Annotated in this window: 14 protein-coding genes; 6 read left to right on the forward strand and 8 right to left on the reverse strand. The window is 72.4% G+C overall.

The window, feature by feature from the left end; genetic code table 11:
• Positions 1-7: 7 nt before the first annotated feature.
• A complete protein-coding gene (locus tag NI25_RS13355; RefSeq protein ID WP_061442661.1) occupies positions 8-1,558 on the forward strand; it encodes an alpha/beta hydrolase in 1,551 nt (516 codons plus the stop codon).
• A 141-nt stretch (positions 1,559-1,699) separates the two neighbouring features.
• On the forward strand, positions 1,700-3,241 hold the full coding sequence (locus tag NI25_RS13360) for an alpha/beta hydrolase (protein WP_061442662.1): 1,542 nt from the start codon (positions 1,700-1,702) through the stop codon (positions 3,239-3,241).
• Between the two features lie 71 nt (positions 3,242-3,312).
• Here the strand turns inward: NI25_RS13360 and moeZ are convergent, their stop codons facing one another.
• The 7 genes from moeZ to NI25_RS13395 all read right to left on the reverse strand — a co-directional run bounded on the left by moeZ (position 3,313) and on the right by NI25_RS13395 (position 12,656).
• Positions 3,313-4,491, reverse strand: coding sequence for an adenylyltransferase/sulfurtransferase MoeZ (gene moeZ, locus NI25_RS13365; protein WP_061442663.1), 1,179 nt, complete (start codon positions 4,489-4,491; stop codon positions 3,313-3,315).
• A gap of 63 nt (positions 4,492-4,554) precedes the next feature.
• Positions 4,555-5,328, reverse strand: coding sequence for a spherulation-specific family 4 protein (locus tag NI25_RS13370; protein WP_061442664.1), 774 nt, complete (start codon positions 5,326-5,328; stop codon positions 4,555-4,557).
• A complete protein-coding gene (locus NI25_RS13375) occupies positions 5,316-6,374 on the reverse strand; it encodes an NAD-dependent epimerase/dehydratase family protein (RefSeq protein WP_061442665.1) in 1,059 nt (352 codons plus the stop codon). Before NI25_RS13375 ends, NI25_RS13370 begins: the two co-directional genes overlap by 13 nt.
• Before the next feature lie 111 nt (positions 6,375-6,485).
• Positions 6,486-7,550: a hypothetical protein gene (locus NI25_RS13380; RefSeq protein ID WP_061442666.1), complete on the reverse strand. Its 1,065-nt coding sequence runs from the start codon at positions 7,548-7,550 to the stop codon at positions 6,486-6,488.
• 389 nt (positions 7,551-7,939) lie between these two features.
• On the reverse strand, positions 7,940-9,751 hold the full coding sequence (locus tag NI25_RS13385; RefSeq protein WP_061446907.1) for a DUF3492 domain-containing protein: 1,812 nt from the start codon (positions 9,749-9,751) through the stop codon (positions 7,940-7,942).
• A gap of 284 nt (positions 9,752-10,035) precedes the next feature.
• Positions 10,036-11,571 carry a DUF3152 domain-containing protein gene (locus tag NI25_RS13390; protein ID WP_061442667.1) on the reverse strand — a complete coding sequence of 512 codons (1,536 nt, stop codon included), beginning with the start codon at positions 11,569-11,571 and terminating at the stop codon, positions 10,036-10,038.
• An 8-nt stretch (positions 11,572-11,579) separates the two neighbouring features.
• Positions 11,580-12,656, reverse strand: a complete 1,077-nt coding sequence (locus NI25_RS13395) for an alpha/beta fold hydrolase (RefSeq protein ID WP_061442668.1) — start codon at positions 12,654-12,656, stop codon at positions 11,580-11,582.
• 271 nt (positions 12,657-12,927) lie between these two features.
• Here NI25_RS13395 and NI25_RS13400 point away from each other — a divergent pair, with 271 nt between their 5' ends.
• From NI25_RS13400 to NI25_RS13415, 4 genes are all read left to right on the forward strand, one after another.
• On the forward strand, positions 12,928-13,149 hold the full coding sequence (locus tag NI25_RS13400) for a hypothetical protein (RefSeq protein ID WP_061442669.1): 222 nt from the start codon (positions 12,928-12,930) through the stop codon (positions 13,147-13,149).
• Positions 13,150-13,347: 198 nt separating this feature from the next.
• Positions 13,348-13,989 (forward strand): TetR/AcrR family transcriptional regulator, encoded by a 642-nt coding sequence (locus NI25_RS13405; protein ID WP_061446908.1) that lies wholly within the window; start codon positions 13,348-13,350, stop codon positions 13,987-13,989.
• A gap of 141 nt (positions 13,990-14,130) precedes the next feature.
• Positions 14,131-14,358, forward strand: coding sequence for a DUF3107 domain-containing protein (locus NI25_RS13410; protein ID WP_007444428.1), 228 nt, complete (start codon positions 14,131-14,133; stop codon positions 14,356-14,358).
• A 205-nt stretch (positions 14,359-14,563) separates the two neighbouring features.
• A complete protein-coding gene (locus NI25_RS13415) occupies positions 14,564-14,833 on the forward strand; it encodes a hypothetical protein (protein WP_061442670.1) in 270 nt (89 codons plus the stop codon).
• Between the two features lie 43 nt (positions 14,834-14,876).
• Here NI25_RS13415 and NI25_RS13420 read toward each other — a convergent pair whose 3' ends face one another.
• Complete coding sequence (locus tag NI25_RS13420; RefSeq protein WP_061442671.1) at positions 14,877-15,650, reverse strand: ferritin-like domain-containing protein; 774 nt, start codon at positions 15,648-15,650, stop codon at positions 14,877-14,879.
• Positions 15,651-15,792: the final 142 nt, after the last annotated feature.

Genomic DNA, 15,792 nt, shown 5'->3' on the forward strand with positions numbered 1-15,792 from the left:
TGGACGCATGCCGAATCCCTCCCGGCTGCGCGCCGCCGCCCTGACCGCCACCGCCGTCACGCTCTCCGTCCTGCTGGCGGGCTGCGGCGGAGGAACCCAGGAGGACGACGCTGACCTGACGGGCCAGAAGCTCGACTGGAAGGACTGCCCGGCGCCGTCCGAGGCCGAGGGCGGCGGCGCCGCCCCCTCCCCGCTGCCGGACGGTGACGAGTGGCAGTGCGCCACCATGAAGGCACCGCTCGACTGGGACGATCCCGAGGGCGACACCATCGGCCTCGCGCTGATCCGGGCCGGGGCCAGCGGCGAGGCGGACCGGCGGATCGGCTCGCTCGTCTTCAACTTCGGCGGGCCTGGCGGATCGGGCGTCACCACACTGCCCGCGTTCGGCCAGGATTACGCGAAACTGCGCACCCGCTACGACCTGGTCAGCTTCGATCCGCGCGGCGTCGGCCGCAGCGACCCCGTGGAGTGCCTGGACGACGAACAGCTCGACACCTACTTCCAGCAGGACGCCACCCCCGACGACCGGGCCGAGCGCACCGAGTTCGTGGACAACACGGAGAAGTTCAACGCCGCCTGCGAGAAGAACTCGAAGAAGATCCTTCCGCATGTGCGCACGACCGACGCCGCCCGCGACATGGACCTGATGCGCCAGGTACTGGGCGACGAGAAGCTGTACTACTTCGGCATCTCCTACGGCACCGAACTCGGCGGCGTCTACGCCCACCTGTTCCCGAAGCACGTGGGCCGTGCCGTCTTCGACGCGGTGGTCGACCCGACGCAGACCGCGGAACAGAGTTCGCTGGGCCAGGCGAAGGGATTCCAGCTCGCGCTCGACAACTTCGCCGAGGACTGTGTGTCGAAGGCGGAGAACTGCCCCATCGGGGACACGGCGGACGACGTCAAGGCACGCATCGCGCGGCTGCTGAAGGACCTCGACCGCAAGCCGATCCCGGGCGTCTTCCCCCGCGAACTCACCGAGACCGCCGCGACCGGCGGCATCGCGCAGGCGCTCTACTCGAAGGACTTCTGGGAGTACCTCACCGAGGGTCTGGAGCAGGCGTACGACGGGGACGGGCGGGTGCTCATGGTCCTGTCGGACGCGCTGAACGGGCGCAACGAGGACGGCCAGTACAGCAACATCACCGCGGCCAACGTCGCCGTCAACTGCGCCGACGACAAGCCGCGATACGACACCGCGTACGTGGAACGCAAGCTGCCCGAGTTCCGGGACGCGTCACCGCTGTTCGGCGACTACCTCGCCTGGTCCATGCTCGGCTGCACCGACTGGCCGGTCGCCGGAGCCGCCGACCATCCCGACGTCGGCGCGCCCGGTGCGCCGCCGATCCTGGTGATCGGCAACACCGGCGACCCCGCGACGCCCTACGAGGGCGCGGGCAGGATGGTGGACGCGCTGGGCAAGGGCGTCGGCGTGGAACTGACCTACAGGGGCCAGGGGCACGGAGCCTACGACAGCAAGAACCGGTGCGTGCAGGACGCGGTGCACGGCTATCTGCTCGACGGCAAGGTGCCGGCGGCCGGGACCGTGTGCTCCTGACCGCGGACGGCGTCGGCAGAGTGTCGAATCGGCAGGTCAGAACGTTGTCCACAGGCTTCGGCGGACGCCGTCGGCTCCACCTACCATGGCATCGATGCCGTCCGCCGCACGGTGCGGACGGCTTGCCAGGGGGGAGAGGACATGGCGCGTCTCACGAGGTGGACGGCTCTGACGGCCGCAGCAGCACTGCTGACAGCGGGCTGCAGCGCAGGTTCGTCCGACGAGGACAAGGACGACGGGGGCAGGAGCAGCGCGGGACCCACGGCGGCGGCGCCCTCCGGAGTGCCGAAGGCGCTGGCGTCCCAGACGCTCGACTGGGCTCGCTGCAAGGGCACGGACGACGCGCCGGCACCGGACGGCGACTGGCGGTGCGCCACACTCAAGGCGCCGCTGGACTGGTCCGATCCGGATGGCGAGACCATCGATCTCGCGCTGATCCGGTCCAGGGCGAGCGGCAACGACCGCATCGGCTCCCTGCTGTTCAACTTCGGCGGCCCCGGGGGCTCCGGCATCTCGATGATGCCGTCCTACGCCGACACCGTCTCCTCCCTGCACGAGCGGTACGACCTGGTGAGCTGGGACCCGCGTGGGGTGGCGGCCAGCGAGGGCGTCCGCTGCCGCTCCGACGAGGCGATCGAGGCCGCCGAGTCGGTGGACTCCACGCCGGACACCCCGTCCGAGGAACAGGCGTATCTGAAGGACGCCGCCGACTTCGGCAAGGGCTGCGAGAAGGCCGCCGGCAAGCTCATGAAGCACGTCTCGACCACGGACACCGCCCGCGACATGGACCTGATGCGCTACGTCCTGGGCGACGAGAAGATGCACTACTTCGGCATCTCCTACGGCACCGAACTCGGCGGCGTCTACGCCCACCTGTTCCCGAAGCACGTGGGACGCGTGGTCCTCGACGCCGTGGTGGACCCCAGCGCCGACACGATGGGCCACGCCGAGAACCAGGCCAGGGGCTTCCAGCGCGCGCTGGACGACTACCTGAAGTCGACCGGCCAGGACCCGGAGCAGGGATCGCGAAAGATCGCCGACCTGCTGAAGCGGCTGGACGCAGAGCCGCTGCCCACGTCCTCACCGGGGCGCGAGCTGACCCAGACGCTCGCGCTCACCGGCATCGTGCTGCCGCTGTACAGCGAGAGCGGCTGGCCGGCGCTGACCAGTGCGCTGGAGGCGGCCGAGGAGGGCGACGGCTCCGAACTGCTGGCGCTCGCCGACGGCTACAACGAGCGCGATCCCTCGGGGCGCTACGGCACGACGACCCACTCACAGCGGGTCATATCGTGCCTGGACGACAAGCAGCGGCCGACCGCGGCGGAGACGAAGAGGCTGCTCCCGAGATTCGAGGAGGTCTCGCCGGTCTTCGGCGCCTTCCTCGGCTGGGACACGGCCGGATGGTGCCACGACTGGCCGGTGGCCGGTCAGCACGAGACCCCGGAGGTGAGCGCGCCCGGCGCGGCCCCGATCCTGGTGGTCGGCAACACGGGCGACCCGGCCACGCCCTACGAGGGCGCCCAGCGGATGGCGGACGAGCTGGGCAAGAACGTCGGAGTGGTGCTGACCTGGGAGGGCGAGGGCCACGGCGCGTACGGGAGCGGGAGCGACTGTGTCGACTCGACGGTGGACGCCTACCTGCTGAAGGGGGCGGTGCCGAAGGACGGCAAGGTCTGCTCATGACGGCGGCGGGGGCTTCGGGCACCTGCGGTGCGCGAAACCCCCGCCGTCCGGGAAGCGGATCCGGGAGCCGGTTAGTAGACGGGCTTCTCCGGCTCGATCTGGTTGACCCAGCCGATCACGCCGCCGCCGACGTGGACGGCGTCCGAGAAGCCGGCGGACTTGAGCACCGCGAGGACTTCCGCACTGCGGACACCCGTCTTGCAGTTCAAGACAATCTTCTTGTCCTGCGGAAGGCTCTCGAGGGCGGAGCCCATGAGGAACTCGTTCTTCGGGATCAGGCGGGCGCCCGGGATGGAGACGATCTCGAACTCGTTCGGCTCACGGACGTCGATGAGCTCGATGTTCTCGCCGTCGTCGATCCACTCCTTGAGCTGCTTGGGAGTGATCGTGGAGTCGGCGGCCGCCGCCTGGGCCTCCTCGGACACGACGCCGCAGAAGGCCTCGTAGTCGATGAGTTCGGTGACGGTCGGGTTCTCGCCGCAGACCGCGCAGTTGGGGTCCTTGCGGACCTTGACCTGGCGGTAGGTCATCTCCAGGGCGTCGTAGATCATGAGGCGGCCGACCAGCGGCTCGCCGATGCCCGCCAGGAGCTTGATGGCCTCGTTGGTCTGGATGGACCCGATGGACGCGCACAGCACGCCCAGCACGCCGCCCTCGGCGCAGGAGGGGACCATGCCGGGGGGCGGGGGCTCGGGGTACAGGCAGCGGTAGCAGGGCCCGTGCTCGGACCAGAAGACGGAGGCCTGGCCGTCGAAGCGGTAGATCGAGCCCCAGACGTAGGGCTTGTTCAGCAGCACGCAGGCGTCGTTGACCAGGTAGCGGGTCGCGAAGTTGTCCGTACCGTCGACGATCAGGTCGTACTGGCTGAAGATGTCCATCACGTTGTCGGCCTCGAGCCGCTCCTGGTGAAGGACCACGTCCACCAGCGGGTTGATGCCCTTGATGGTGTCACGGGCGGACTCGGCCTTGGGCCGGCCGATGTCGGCCTGACTGTGGATGACCTGACGCTGCAGGTTCGACTCGTCGACCTCGTCGAACTCGATGATGCCGAGCGTGCCGACACCGGCTGCCGCCAGGTACATCAGGGTCGGCGAGCCGAGGCCGCCCGCGCCCACGGCGAGCACCTTGGCGTTCTTCAGCCGCTTCTGCCCGTCCATCCCCACATCGGGAATGATCAGGTGGCGGGAGTACCTGCGGACCTCGTCTACGGTGAGCTCGGCAGCCGGCTCGACCAGGGGTGGCAGCGACACGGGGACTCCGTTGATCGGTCAGTAATTACGGTTGTTCTGCCAGTAACACTGCCACGGCCTTTTTCATTCCGAGACACCCGTCCCGACTCGCGAGACGATTTCGTCCCAGTAGCCGGGCATCGTCTCCCAGGGGTCCGCGCGGCCGCCGCGATCCGTGCGGTCGGTGAAGTAGATCGTTGCGGCTCCCTGCCAGCGGGCGATGCGCAGCGCTTCCTCCAGGTGCCCGCGCGGCACCCCGTGGACCAAGTGGCAGAAGCGGTCGGGCGGATAGTCCGCGCTCCACTCGGCCGCCTGGGACCAGCGGTAGTCGGCCCAGGAACCGGAGAAGGTGACGAGCTGGTCGGCGTTCTCGGCGTAGCCGGGGTGGGGGTGAGTGCCGTGGCCGAGGACGATGTGGGCATCGTCACGGATCGCCCGGAGGGTGCCGACCGTGCGGCGGACCTCGGGGAGGGCGGCCCGTTCCGACGGGCAGCGGTCGAGGAGGAAGCCGTCGACCTGGTACCAGTCGAGATACCGGCGGGCGTCGGAGACCTGTTCACCGAGGCTGCGGGCTCCGTACACGGCGTCGAGATGGCCGAGGACGCGTACGCCCGCGTTGCGCAGGCGGCCGGCGGCCTCCAGGCAGCGCGGATCGGGGTGGGCGCCGGGACCGCCGGCGACGTTGAGGACGACCCAGTGCAGCGGGGTGCCCGGGCGGGTGAGACCGATCCACTCGTCGGGGGCGACGAGGGGGTGGGCCAGTCCCGGCACACCGAAGCCGGTGCGGAGGCCGGTGTTCGCGACGCCTGTTCTTGTGCTGCCGGTGGTGCTCGTGTTGGTGCTGGTCAGATGCGGCATGCCGCCTCCATCCAGATGTCGGCGAGGGACTCTTCGAGGGCGATCCGGGGCCGCCAGCCGAGCCGGTCGCGTGCGGTGCGCACATCGGCCTGCTGCCAGCTGCCGCAGCCGTCGGGGTACGGGTGGGGTGCCGGGGCCGCGTGCTCGGGGTCGCTGCGCTCGCCGCGGCCCCCGAGGGGGTCCGGGCGGTGGTGGCCGAGGGCCTCGGCCCGGTGGTGGCCGAGGGCGTCGACGCGGTGGGCGACGGACTCGGCGCGGGGGTGGCCGATGGTGGGCCGCAGGGCACCGGGAGGTCCGTCGAGTTCGTGCAGGGCGCCGCCGTAGCCGGCGACCCGGGCGAGGGTGGCGGCGGCGTCGCGCAGGCGGACGGCTCGGCCGGAGCCGATGTTGATGACGCCCTGGGCGGCGGAGAGCGAAGCGGCGTGCACCGCGCGGGCGACGTCTCGGACGTCGATGAAGTCGCGTTGGGCGCCGAGGCCGCCGAGGCGGAGTTCTCCGTCGCCGGACTGCATCGCACGCCGCATGGCCTCGGCGAGGCGGCCGAGTGGGGAGCCGGCGGGCGTGCCGGGCCCCGCGGGCGAGAAGACACGGAGGACGACGGCATCCAGGCCGGAGCCGAGGACGAGTTCGGTCGCGGCGAGTTTGCTGACGCCGTAGGGGCCGCCCGGGCGGGGCACTGCGTCCTCCGCGGTGGAGGAGCCGGGCTGGCTGGGGCCGTACTCCGCGCTGCAGCCGACCTGGACGAGGCGAGCGCCGCAGCCGCTGCGGCGCAGGGCCTCGCACACGGTGGCGACGGCGACGGTGTTGTGCCGGGTGAGTTCGCGGGCTCCGCCGCGGGTGGTGCCCGCGCAGTTGACGACCACCCCGGGATGGACCGCGTCGAGGAACCGGGTGAGGGCGCCGGGGCTGCCGGTGGCGAGGTCGAAGCGGACGTCGGCGTCGTCGCCGCGGCCGAGCGCGGTGAGCTGGACGGCGGGGTCGGCGAGGAGACGGTCGGCGACGAAGCGGCCGATGTAGCCGTTGGCTCCGATCAGCAGGACTCTCATCGGGCGGCTCCCGGTGCCGAGGCGTCGGGTCGGGAGGTGGTCATCTGGGGGCTCCTTCAAGGGGTGATGCGAGGGTTTCGAGGACGTGTGAGTGGCTGTCCGTGCGCGCGCTCACGGCGTTCGCTCCGTCGGCGCGTGGGCCGAAGCCCTGGTCAGCCGACGGGACGCGTGCACCAGCAGGGTCACGGCGCCGATCCCGCAGGCGGCCGTCGGGACACCGGCGGGTCCGCAGACGGCGACCAGCGCCTCCACGGGGGCGCTGAGGAGGCCGAAACCGGGGAGGCGGCCGGCGAAGAGTGTGGCCAGGGCGGCCGCCTCGGCGGTGGCCGTGGCGGCGAGGACGAGCGTGGCGGCGTGGGTGTGACCGTGCACGGTGAGCAGCCGGGCGAGCAGCAGCAGGGCGCCCAGGGTGAGGGCCTGGGGATGGGCGGCAGGCTCGCCGAGCGCGGCGCCGGTCAGCGCGAGCAGCGCCGCGAGGGCCCCCATGTACAGGGCGAACGTGCCGAGCAGCAGGGGCCGTACGGAGGCCGAGAAGTCGGCCAGTCCCCGGCTGGAGGACAGCTTGCGGCGTGCGCCGGCGACGAAGAGGTGGGCGCATCCGACCGCGGGCGCGTAGGACAGCGCAAGGGCCAGGACGGGAACGACGGTGACGGGCCACGGGCCGGCGGCGGAGCCGTCGGGGAGGCCGTCGGGTCCGCCGGTGACGGCGTCGCGGAGGAGTCCGTCGCCGAGGAGGGCGTAGCCGACGAGCCAGCAGGTCCAGGCGCTGGTGCTGCGCGTCGCGGAGCTCAGGGGCCCGCGCCGCAGTGCCGCGCCGAGGGCCAGGATCACCGCGAGGACACCGACGGCGGCGACGATCAGGCGCGGTCGGCCGTCGCTGAGGCGCAGGCCGACCACGGCGGCGGCACACAGCACGCCGGGCAGCACGGCGAGGACGACCCCGGCCGCGCGTGGCCCGCCCGGTCGGGGTGCCGGTGCGTCCTCGGTGCGGGCCGGGGTGTCGCCACCGCGCGGGACACGGGCGTACATCTCTTCGGCGAGAGAGAAGACGTCCCGGTGGCGGAAGCGTGCGGCGGTGCGGTCGGTGAGACCGTGCGCCTCCAGACCCGCCGCGATCTCGAGCGGGTCCACGGCGCGCTCGCACAGGTCGCGGTGCCGGTGCAGCAGCCCCTTCACGGGGTCCGCGGCGGAGCGGCGCCCTGCGGACGGGGACGGCGACCGCCTGCCGTCGCGGATCTCTCCGCCGGCGACGCCCCCTTCGCGGGCCCCGGTACCTTCGCGACCGGCACCGTCACGGCTGCCGCCCGCATGACCGTGACCGTCGCACCCAAGACCGACGCCGTCGCGGCCGGCTCCTGCGCGAGGTCGTCCGCTGCGCTCCGGACGCCGGTCCTCCGCCGGAGGCACGCCCCGTCCACGATCCGTCTCGGCGACGCCGGGGTGCGAGGCATCGCCGTCGGACGACTCGGCCGTGACGGTCCCGTCGCTCGGACAGGTCCGTGAGCGTGGGTCCCAGGCGCCCGGGCTGCGCGGCGTCTCGGGCCGGTCCAGTTCACCGATGCCGCTCATCGGGCCGCTCCCTCGGTCGCCGACACCGGTGCCGTGGCGCGGACCGGACCGTCCGTGGCCCAGCCCGGAGGACCGCTCCGGGGCTCACCGGGACCGCCCCTGGCCGCGACACGGGCCACGGGGTCGCTCCAGCGGCCGGGGACGTGAGCCTCGGCGGGTACGCCGAAGGGAAGGGGTTCACCGGTGTCGTCCAGGAGGACGCGGCGTACCGGGGTCCGCGCGAGGATCTCCAGGTAAATGCCGTGAAATGCCGCGACGTTCTGCTCGACGGTGAACAGTTCCAGTGCGCGGGCACGCGCGGCGGCGCCCAGTCGTTCCCGGCGCTCGGGGTCGCGCAACAGCGCGACACACGCCTCGGCGAGCGCCCGCGGATTGCGCGGGGGCACGACGAGTCCGGTGCCGCCGATGGCCTCCACCACCGCGCCGACGTCCGTCGACACCGTGGCGCGGCCGCAGAGCATGGCCTCGACGAGCCCGGACGGAAACCCTTCGACGACGCTGGAGAGCACCACCAGGGCGCCCGCGGCGTACGCGTCGGCGCGGGACGGCAGTTCGGGTCCGCCGATCTCCTCGAAGGAGACGGGGTTGCGGCCGACGGCGTGCGGGCCGTCGGCCTCGTCGGGGAAGAGCTGCGCGGCCAGCCCCTTGCAGTGGGCGAGGTAGGCGGCGCCTTCCGGCCCGGAGGGGGTGCCGACGATCCTGAGACGCGCCGCGGGCTCCGCCCTGCGGACCTCCGCGAAGGCGTGCAGCAGCGAGACCAGGTCCTTGGCCGGCTCGACGCGTCCGACCCAGACGAGGGTCTGCGGGTCGGCGCAGTCCGGGAACTCCCCCGCCTCCGCGAAGGGGGTCGCGTCCATGCCCGGGTGGACCGTGCGGAGCTTGGCGCGGTCGGCACCACAGCGCTCCTGCCAGCGGCGTGCGTGCGTGTTGCCGGGCGTGATCACTGCCGCGCGGCGGTAGGTCTCGGTGGCCAGCCGGCCGTGGAAGGCGGCGAGCAGGGCCCGTATCGCGGGCGAGGAGTCGGGTTCCGTCAGGTAGTGCGTCCGCAGCCGCACGCCGTACTCGGTCACGAGCAGGGGGACGTCGCAGAAGTGCCGGGCGAGCAGGCCGGGCAGGGCGGCCGTGCCGCCGGAGGTGGCGTGGCACAGGTCCACCGAACCGAGGTCGTCGTCCTCGTACCAGTCCAGCGACAGGGGGCGCAGGGCGCGTTCGAGGCGCGCGGCGACGGTCAGCAGGTCGGGAACGCGCGCCTCGCGTGCCGCGCGGTGGGCGCCGGGCGCGCGACAGGCGCGCTCCAGGGCGCGTACGGCGGTCTCCGAGCGGAGCGCGGCGGGCAGTCCGCCCTCGTCGCGGGCGAGTTCGGCAAGGCCGTACAGCGCACTGGCGAAACGGTCCGCCTCAAGGGCCGACCGACCTTCCGACGCCTCCGCCGACTCCCGCCCCGGACCCTCGCCGGGACCTTCGGCCGGGCCGGCGCCCGGCTCTCCGGCCAGACTTGCGGACGGGTCACCGGGGGCACCGGTGCACAGGGCCATGGCCAGATCGCCGTAGGACTCGGCGAAGCGCCGACGCGCGCGCCGTCCGTGGACGATTCCGTCGTCCACGGTCTCCCACAGCGGAGCGGTGCGTACCCGGCCGACCTGCGACGGCAGCGGAACCCAGCCTTCGGCCTCCTCCCGCTCGGTGCGGCTGAGGGCGTAGACGTCGAACTCGTGCTGCTCCAGCCCGCGCACGAGCCGGTCGCACCAGAGCCCGGCCTCACCGCTCACATACGGATAGCCACCCTCCGTAAGCAGTCCGATGCGCACGCGCGCACCCCCGATCTCCCGTTTGGTGAGCCGCCGTTGGCCCGGCGGCTCGCAGCGGGACGAACGTATGCGGACAAGGAGGTGGCGCGACGGACGGTTGTCCATCGCGCCACCAAAAGGGGTGAACGGTCGTAACTTTCCCGTGCGACACGCGTTCGGTCGCGCTAAGAGATCAGTCAGTCACCAGGTGTGATGCATAGGCCCGACCTGTCCTGTCGCCGGGGCACCTGCCGCCTCTCACCTGTCAGCTGTCAGCTGTCAGCTGTCAGCTGTCAGCTGTCCGGTCACCCGTTCGGGAAGGCCCAGGGGTTCGGGCGGCAGTCGATTCCGTCGTGGTCGATGAATTTCGTCTGCTGCTGCATGACCGGGGCGAGTTCGCCGTCCTTGTCGCAGGTGACATGGTTGAAGCCGATCCGGTGACCGACCTCGTGGTTGATCAGCATCTGGCGGTACGCGTGGATCGCGTCACCGTAGGGCTTGGCGCCCTGCGCCCACCGGTAGGCGTTGATCATCACCCGCTCGGTGGCGGCCGAGTCGCAGGACACGTTGTCCACGGTGGTGTCCAGGCCGGACTTGGCGCACCACTCGGCGGTGGTTCCGGGGCTGGCCAGCGTGATGACGAAGTCGGGCTGCCCCGACTCGATGCGCTCGAAGGTGCGGGCGCCGTTGTGGGACCAGCTCCGGTCGTCGTTGAGCGTCTTGCGCACCGCCTCGGCGAAGAGTTCGCCGTCGAGGCCGAGCCCCTGCTCCACGTCCACGCGATAGGTGTACTTCTGCCCCTTCCCGGTCCCCTTGGCTATGCCCGGGATCGCGTCGAACTTCCCCGAGCCCTTGAGCGTGGCGCCGAGCGGGTACGTCCGGCCCATCTTCTGTTCGTACGTCAGCGGCTTCGCCGACGCGGACGCGGAGGGCGTCGGCCGTTCGTCGTCCCGTGACGCGGGGTCGTGGGCGCCCCGGGCCTGTTCGGCGGCGGAGTGTGAGCGCGCGTCGTCCCCGTCCGACCCGTCGGCCACCTGGCCGGCCACGACGACGGCCAGCACGGTGGTGACGGCGGCCGCCGCGATACCGGTGAAGGTCCGGCCCTTGGCGCCCTTGGCCGGTGCGGGCTCACCCGCGGGCGACGGGTCGTCGGCACCGTCGGGGACACCGCCGCCCCCGCCACCGAGCCCGACGGCGCCCGCGTCGGCAGCGCTCCAGTCGGTGACGGAGGCATACGGGTCGGCGGGCGGCTCGGGGGTACGACGCGCGGGGCGGGCCGCGAAGACGTCGTCGCCCTCGTCGAAGGCGTCGAGGTAGTCCTGCCGGGGCCCTGCCTGGGGCGCCTGCCGCTGCCGCGGGAAGGGAGCCGGCGGTACGGACGGCCCTTGCGGCGACGACGGCGCGAAGGAGCCGGGGGCGGCGGTGTGCGGTCCCGTCCCGGTTCCGGGTCCCGGACCGGTCCGGCCGCCCAACTCGCCCCAGCCTCCCCCCGGTTCACGCTGCTCGGGGTGGCCACCCCGGACCCGAGGCACGCCCTGCGCCGGGGTGCCGTCGGGGTACCTGGGTACGCCGCGGGCGGGCGTACCGTCGGGAAACCTCGCATGCGGTTCCTGCGCCCCGCGGGGCCCGTGGGACGCATACGGCTCTTGGGCCCCGTAAGGCTCGTGCGCCCCATACGGCTCGTGCGCCCCATAAGGCTCCCGCGGCCCGCGCGGTTGCTGCGGAGTCCCGTCCGCCGGGCGCCGCGGGTCAGCTGCCCGCGCGGCCCGGTCCGGGCGTGTTGCGGCGTCGTCCGCGGCGTCGGCCTTGGGGGCGGGCCCGCGACGGCTGTGGCGTCCCACGTCGCGCCTCAGCCTCCTGTGGTCTGGTTGGCGGGCTCGCCGTCGACGGCCCCGTCGGTCCTCTCGTCACCCGTCGGATTCCCGCTGTCCACGGCACCCGGGCCATCCGTGGCGTCCACGGTGGGCGCGGCGGCCTCGGTGTCCGCGAGGAGTTCACGGAACGCCGTGGCCACGGCCTCCGGATACTCCATCATCGCCACGTGTCCCGCGTCCGGCAGGGTCAGCAGCCGGGAGTCGCGGAAGGCGCGGGCAGCCCGCTGGGCCATGCGGTAGCCGACGAGTTGGTCGCGTCCACCGTAGACCAGGAGCGTGGGTGCGAGAACCCGCTCGGCCTGTCGCCACAGTCCTTGCTGGCCGCCGACCGTGTACGCGTTGACGATCCCGCGTGCGGAACGCGCCATCGCGTCCCAGAAGTACGGCAGCCGCAGCCGCCGCTCCATTTCCTCCACGGCGTTGCGGAAGCCTTCCGGCGTCACCCGCCCCGGGTCGCCGTAGCAGAGCGCCGTCACACCGCGGACCCGCTGCTCGGCCGTCCACTCGCGGGTGAGCCGGTTGAACAGCCGCACCACCCCCGGCAGTGCCAGCAGCCCCGTCGGCACGGCGCTGCGCTGCACCCGGATCTCCGGCAGGGCGGGCGAGACGAGCGTCAGCGTCCGCACCAGGTCGGGCCGTGCCGCGGCGACGCGGGTGGCCACGGCGCCGCCGAGCGAGTTCCCGAAGAGGTGCACGGGGCCGCGTCCGGCCGCGTCGAGATGGCGGACGACCGCGCGCGCGTGGCCGGTGATCGAGTAGTCGCCGTCGTCCGGTGGCGGGGAGTCGCCGAATCCGGGCAGGTCGAGGGCCTCGCTGTCGACGACGCCGTCCAGCAGCGGCATGAGCGCGGACCAGTTCTGCGAGGAGCCGCCGAGACCGTGGACGTAGAGGGCCGGCGGCAGCCCTTCCCGAGCGGGCGGTCTCGACCGCACCGTCAGGGTGATCCCGGGAAGGCGGACCGACCTGAGCCGCTCCCCGTCCGCGACCCTGACGGCCGCGACCTTCGGCAGCACGTTGGCGGGCGGCACGGGCGGCGGCTCGGTCGAAGGCATGCGGCAATGTTACGAGACGATCACGCAGTGGCTCATGTGTTCGCCGTCACAGGCGGCACCGCGACGGCGCACAGACCGGGCACGGACGCGGTACGGACCGGGCACGGACGCGGTACGGACGGGTACGGACGGGTACGCACCCCGGGCGACGCACGACGTCCGGACACCGGGCGACGCATGGCGTCCGGATCGGGTGTCTCCTACGCTCGTGAAGTGGGCACCCGCGTGTGGCCCCTGCACCCCAGGGACGTTCATAGGAAGGGAGCCCAGGATGACCGTCGACCCGACCGACCCCGAGACCTTCGACGACGAGGCACCGGAAGCGGAGGAACGCGGCGTGGAGGCACCCGACGCCGACACGGCCGAGCAGCGGGCAGCCGTCGGACACGAGCGCGACGAACCGCTGACGGGCGTCGAGCCTGACCGCGCCAACGAGGCCGACCTGGCCGAGCAGGCCCGGGTCGTCTCGCAGGACGAGGACGACTACCGCTGAGAGGAGCCTCGCCGGACGGTCGTCGGACAGCGAGGGAGGCCGATCTTTGCCCGGCCTGAGCCCTTTTGAAACCTGTTGTGCGGCTTTCGCCACCGTCCGGTCCGTGAAATTCTGCGCTCGCAGCACCCACACCACGGTTACCGAAAAGTACGATGTCGACGCGGCGCACACCGCACGAGGACGACTATGGGAGGCGGCGTGACAGCCATCGAGCAGACAGAGGCGGTACGCCCGCGGGGCACACGCCTTCCCCGCCGAGCCCGACGCAACCAGCTGCTGGGCGCCGCACAGGAAGTGTTCGTCGCCCAGGGTTACCACGCGGCCGCGATGGACGACATCGCCGAGCGCGCAGGCGTCAGCAAGCCGGTGCTCTACCAGCACTTCCCCGGCAAGCTGGACCTCTACCTCGCCCTGCTGGACCAGCACTGCGAGGCGCTGATCCAGTCCGTGCGCGGCGCGCTCGCGTCGACCTCCGACAACAAGCAGCGCGTCCGGGCGACGATGGACGCGTACTTCGCGTACGTCGAGGACGACGGCGGCGCCTTCCGCCTGGTCTTCGAGTCGGACCTGACCAACGAGCCCGCCGTGCGCGAGCGCGTGGACAAGGTCACCAACGAGTGCGCCGAGGCGATCTGCGACGTCATCGCCGAGGACACCGGTCTCTCGCGCGCGGAGTCGATGCTGCTCGCCTCGGGGCTGGGCGGCCTCGCGCAGGTGGTGGCGCGTTCCTGGCTGCACAGCGACCGCAGTGTCCCCCGCGACCAGGCGGTCCAGCTGCTGACCTCGCTGGCCTGGCGGGGCATCGCGGGCTTCCCGCTGCACGGCACCGAGCAGCACTGAGCGCGGGGGACGGGTCCTGTTCCCGTCGGCTGTTCGCTCCTGGCGTTCTCCGGCGCAGCGTGTACGTCCCCTCACCGGGCTAATGTGTGCTGGTACGGCGCGGAAGATCGCGCACTCACTGACCGTCGGAGGGACATAGCCGTGGAGGTCAAGATCGGCGTGCAGCACGCGCCCCGCGAGATCGTTCTGGAGAGCGGTCAGAGCGCCGAGGAGGTCGAGCGCGTGGTGGGCGAGGCGCTGGCCGGCAAGTCGCAGCTGCTGAGCCTGGTGGACGAGCACGGCCGCAAGGTCCTGGTGCCGGCCGACCGTCTCGCCTACGTCGAGATCGGTGAGCCGGCTCCGCGCAAGGTGGGCTTCGGCGCGCTGTAGTCGGCGAGGCGGACGACGAACGCGAACGCGGGCGGGGCCCGGCGGAGATCTCCGCCGGGCCCCGCCCGCGTTCGCGTTCCCGTACCCACTCCGGTTCACGGACCGGGCACAGTTCACCCACAGGGGGAGGATTGTGTTCCGCAGGTCAGGGGTAAGTCGGCTGTGACCGTTTGGGGCAGGCCGGCCATGTGGGAGGGACCCCGACATGCTCTTGGAAGCGCTCAGCGCCGCAATCCTCGGCCTCGCCCTGGCATGGGCCGCCGCGCACCGTCTGCCCCACCGCCTGCCCGCCCGCCTCCTGGTCCTGCCGACCGGCGTCGCCGGGGCCCTCTTCGGGGCGTTCGTGACGCACACCGCCCTGGGCGCCGGAGGCTTCCTGCTGGTCCTCCTGGGTTCGGCGACGCTCTGCGCGGCCTCGCTGTCTTTGCTGCTGCGCCCGGCGGGCAGACTCCGCCGCAGCTCGGCGACCGTCTGACGCAGCCGCCGCGGCGAATCGAGGCCCCCGGCTCGACAGAGGGTCAGGCGGCCAGCCCCAGCGCCGCCATCCGCTTCGTGTGCGCCTCGGTGATCCGGGAGAACATCTTGCCGACCTCCGCCAGGTCGAAGCCGTCCGCGACGCCGCCCACGAGCATCGTCGACAGCGCGTCCCGGTCGGCCACCACCCGCTGGGACTGCGAGAGCGCCTCCCCCATCAGCCGCCGTGCCCACAGCGCGAGCCGCCCGCCCACGCGCGGGTCGGCGTCGATCGCCGCGCGCACCTTCTCCACGGCGAAACCGGCGTGCCCGGTGTCGTCGAGCACGGCGAGGACCAGCTCGCGGGTGTCCGTGTCGAGGCGGGCGGCGACCTCGCGGTAGAAGTCGCTGGCGATGGAGTCGCCGACGTAGGCCTTGACGAGCCCCTCGAGCCAGTCGGAGGGGTCGGTCTGCTTGTGGAAGCCGTCGTAGGCTGCCACGAACGGCTCCATGGCTCCCGTCGGCTCCTCGCCGATCTCGGCCAGCCGGTCGCGCAGCCGCTCGAAGTGGTGGAACTCCGCGGACGCCATCTTCGCCAGCTCCGCCTTGTCCGCCAGCGTGGGCGCCAGCTTGGCGTCCTCCGCGAGCCGCTCGAACGCCGCCAGCTCGCCGTACGCGAGCGCGCCGAGCAGGTCCACGACCGCGGCGCGGTACTGCGGGTCGGCCGCGGCCGACTCCCAGTCGCGGGTGGCGACCGGGGCGGTTCCGGCCGTACCGGCGGTTGCAGCGGTCTCGGTGGGTGCGTCTGCGGCGGTGCCAGGCTTGTCAGAGCTCGTCATGCAGCGCACAATAGCCCGCTCCTCGGCGATGGTAAGGCCCTGGTCAGTCAGTGTGACGACGACTACGTGAGCAAATCGGCCATCGCATGTGCGGGAATCCGGGGTATGGTGGTAATGCGCCTGCCGAGTATGTGACGTACGG

This window comes from Streptomyces sp. CCM_MD2014 (genome assembly GCF_000772045.1).
GTDB lineage: Bacteria > Actinomycetota > Actinomycetes > Streptomycetales > Streptomycetaceae > Streptomyces > Streptomyces salinarius.